General features: G+C 60.9%; 2 protein-coding genes. Both read left to right on the forward strand.

The genetic code is table 11. The features are described 5' to 3' along the window. Window positions 1–27 precede the first annotated feature (27 nt). Window positions 28–903 (forward strand): succinate--CoA ligase subunit alpha, encoded by an 876-nt coding sequence (gene sucD / locus WBF74_RS02705; protein WP_424434794.1) that lies wholly within the window; start codon window positions 28–30, stop codon window positions 901–903. Window positions 904–1,180: 277 nt separating this feature from the next. Then, the coding region (locus tag WBF74_RS02710) for a 2-oxoglutarate dehydrogenase E1 component (RefSeq protein WP_424434797.1) at window positions 1,181–3,791 on the forward strand (2,611 nt) is incomplete at its 3' end.

Below are 3,791 nucleotides of genomic sequence, written 5' to 3' on the forward strand. Positions count from 1 at the left end.
CGTCAAGGCCGTGAAGGAGGCCGCATAATGTCCGTTCTCGTTGACAAGAACACCAAGGTCATCTGCCAGGGCTTCACGGGTAATCAGGGTACGTTCCATTCGGAACAGGCGATTGCCTATGGCACGAAAATGGTTGGTGGCGTGAGCCCCGGCAAGGGCGGCACGAAGCATCTCGACCTGCCGGTTTTCGACACGGTGGCAGAAGCCGTCGAAAAGACGGGCGCTACGGCGTCCGCCATCTATGTGCCGCCGCCCTTTGCAGCTGACGCGATCCTTGAAGCGATTGATGCGGGCATCGAGCTTGCCGTCTGCATCACCGAGGGCATTCCGGTGCTCGATATGGTGAAGGTGAAGCGCGCGCTGTCCGGCTCCAGGACGCGCCTTGTCGGTCCGAACTGCCCGGGCGTCATCACGCCGGGCCAGTGCAAGATCGGCATCATGCCGGGCCATATCCACAAGCCGGGCTCTGTCGGCATCGTGTCGCGCTCGGGCACGCTCACCTATGAAGCGGTTGCCCAGACCACGGCGGCGGGCCTTGGCCAGTCCACCTGCATCGGCATTGGTGGCGACCCGGTCAATGGCACCAACTTCATCGACTGCCTCGAGATGTTCCTTGGCGACCCCGATACCCATTCGATCATCATGATCGGTGAAATCGGCGGTTCTGCCGAAGAAGAGGCGGCTGAGTTCCTGAAGGCGTCCAAGGTGAAGAAGCCGGTTGTGGGCTTCATTGCCGGCGTTACGGCCCCCCCGGGCCGCCGAATGGGTCATGCCGGCGCGATCATCGCGGGCGGCAAGGGCGGTGCGGGCGACAAGATGGAAGCCATGCGCTCGGCCGGCATCACCGTCGCCAACTCGCCTTCCGCCCTCGGCACCACGCTGGTCGAGGTGCTCAAGGGCTGAGGCCATCGGAAGGACCGATTTTTCGCCGGTCTTTCATCCAAATTTCACAGGGCTTCCGGATAATCCGGGAGCCCTGTTTGATTCCGGGGGTGATTGACCGCGAAAAGGGGCCGTTTCAGCGCCAACATACCACTCCGGGTCTGTTAACCCTGAAACTGCTTCCTATATTATCTAGCAATTCCAAAGGGTTTGCGGTTCAGGTTGGAGCAATTCCGGTCTGTGCCCTCAAGGCAAACCTCGTTTGACCCTCACTTGCCCATGTGGCAATATGGTTGCCATGAAACTCGCTGACTGGCTCGAATCGAATAATTTAACGGCAAGTGCCTTTGCAGAGCAGCTTGGCGTGTCCGTTTCCACCGTCACCCGCTGCATGAACGGCCAGAGGCGCCCCGAATGGCAGACGCTCGACGCCATCTACAAGGCGACGGGCGGGCAGGTGACGCCCAACGACTTCCTTTCCGACGATACAGTTCTTCCGGAAGCGGCTCCGCCCGCCCCCAAGTTCAATGGATCCGACCCGATGAGCAATGACGGTGCGAATGACCGCCTTGAGCGGACATCCTTCCTCTATGGCGCCAACGCGGCCTTCGTGGAAGAGCTTCAGGCGCGCTATCAGGAAGACCCTCAGTCGGTCGGGCCGGAATGGCGGACTTTCTTCGACGAACTGGGCGATGACGGCGAGGCCGTGCGCAAGGCCGTGCAGGGCGCGTCCTGGCGGCGTTCCGACTGGCCGCCGCAGGAGAGCGGCGAGCTTGTTGCCGCGCTCGACGGAAACTGGGGCGCTGACATGCCGAATGAGGCGAAGGTCAGAAGCCGCATCGAACAGCGCTCACCCGGTGCCACACAGGAAGAAATCCGCGCGGCGACGCTCGATTCCGTCCGCGCGCTGATGATGATTCGCGCCTACCGTATTCGCGGCCACCTCGATGCAGATATCGATCCGCTGCGTCTGCGTCCGAAGTCGCAGCACCCGGAGCTTCAGCCTGAAAGCTATGGCTTCGGGCCGAACGATCTCGACCGGCCGATCTTCATCGACAATGTGCTCGGCCTCGAAACGGCGACCGTGCGTGAGATGCTCGACATTCTGCGGCGTACCTATTGCGGCACGCTTGCTGTCGAGTTCATGCATATCGGCGACCCGGAAGAGAAGGCCTGGATTCAGGAACGCATTGAAGGGCCGGACAAGGAAATTGCCTTCACCGACATGGGCCGCTCGGCCATTCTCGACAAGCTTATCCAGGCGGAAGGCTTCGAGAAGTTCTGCGGTGTCAAATATGTTGGCACCAAGCGGTTCGGCCTTGATGGCGCGGAAGCGATCATTCCGGCGCTTGAGCAGATCATCAAGCGCGGTGGCGCGCTGGGTGCGAAGGAAATCGTGCTCGGCATGGCGCATCGCGGCCGCCTCAACGTGCTCACCAATGTGATGTCGAAGCCGTTCCGCGCGGTCTTCCACGAATTCAAGGGTGGTTCTTCCACGCCGGAAGATGTGGATGGTTCGGGCGACGTGAAATATCACCTCGGCGCGTCATCGGATCGCGAGTTCGATGGCAACAAGGTTCACCTGTCGCTGACCGCGAACCCGTCTCACCTCGAGATCGTTGACCCGGTGGTGCTGGGCAAGGCGCGCGCGAAGCAGGACCAGCACAAGGACCGCCAGCGCAAGAGTGTCATTCCGCTGCTCATTCACGGCGATGCTGCCTTTGCGGGTCAGGGCATCGTGGCCGAATGTCTCGGCCTGTCCGATCTGAAGGGGCACCGCACGGGCGGCTCGATTCATTTCATCATCAACAACCAGATCGGCTTCACCACGAGCCCGATCCATAGCCGCTCCTCGCCCTATCCCTCCGATGTGGCGAAGATGGTGCAGGCGCCGATCTTCCATGTGAATGGCGACGACCCGGAAGCGGTTGTTCATGCGGCGAAGATTGCGACGGAGTTCCGTCAGCGCTTCAACCGTCCGGTCGTGATTGACATGTTCTGCTATCGCCGCTTCGGCCATAACGAAGGCGATGATCCGAGCATGACGCAGCCGCTCATGTACGAGAAGATCAAGGATCATCCGACGACGCTGCAGATCTACACGTCACGTCTTGTGGAAGCGGGCCTCATCACCGCGGAAGAAGTGGAAGAGCGCATTGCCGCATTCCGCGCGCTGCTTGAGGAAGAGTTCGAGGCGGCGAGCACCTTCCGTCCGAACAAGGCCGACTGGCTTGACGGGCGCTGGGCGGGACTTGGCCGCGCCGAGGGCGAGGCGCGCCGCGGCGAAACGGCTGTCGAGATCGAGAAGCTGAAGGAGATCGGCCGCAAGATCACCGAAGTGCCCGAAGGCTTCAATGTTCACAAGACGGTTCAGCGCTTCATCGAAAACCGGCGCAAGGCGATCGAGTCCGGCGAGAATATTGACTGGTCAACAGCGGAGGCGCTTGCTTTTGGCTCGCTGGTTGAAGAGGGCTACAAGGTCCGCCTCTCGGGTCAGGATTCCGAGCGCGGCACCTTCGTGCAGCGTCACTCCGTGCTCAACGATCAGCTCACGGAAGAACGTTATGTGCCGCTGAACAATATCTCGGAGACGCAGGCGGAGTATGAGGTCATCAACTCCATGCTCTCGGAAGCGGCGGTGCTCGGCTTCGAATATGGCTACAGCCTTGCCGAACCAAATGCGTTGACGCTTTGGGAAGCTCAGTTCGGTGACTTCGCCAATGGCGCGCAGGTGGTGATCGACCAGTTCATCTCGTCTGGCGAGCGCAAATGGCTACGCATGTCGGGCCTCGTGATGCTGCTCCCGCATGGCTATGAAGGTCAGGGGCCAGAACATTCCTCTGCCCGCCTCGAGCGTTATCTGCAGCTCTGCGCTGAAGACAATATGCAGGTTGCGAACTGCACCACGC

It is taken from the genome of Parvibaculum sp., from assembly GCF_049672805.1.
Taxonomy (GTDB): Bacteria; Pseudomonadota; Alphaproteobacteria; order Parvibaculales; family Parvibaculaceae; genus Parvibaculum.

Bases quoted from the DNA above. Each gene is read 5' to 3' on its own strand.
- sucD (WP_424434794.1), top strand. From the start codon at position 28: ATGTCCGTTCTCGTTGACAAGAACACCAAGGTCATCTGCCAGGGCTTC.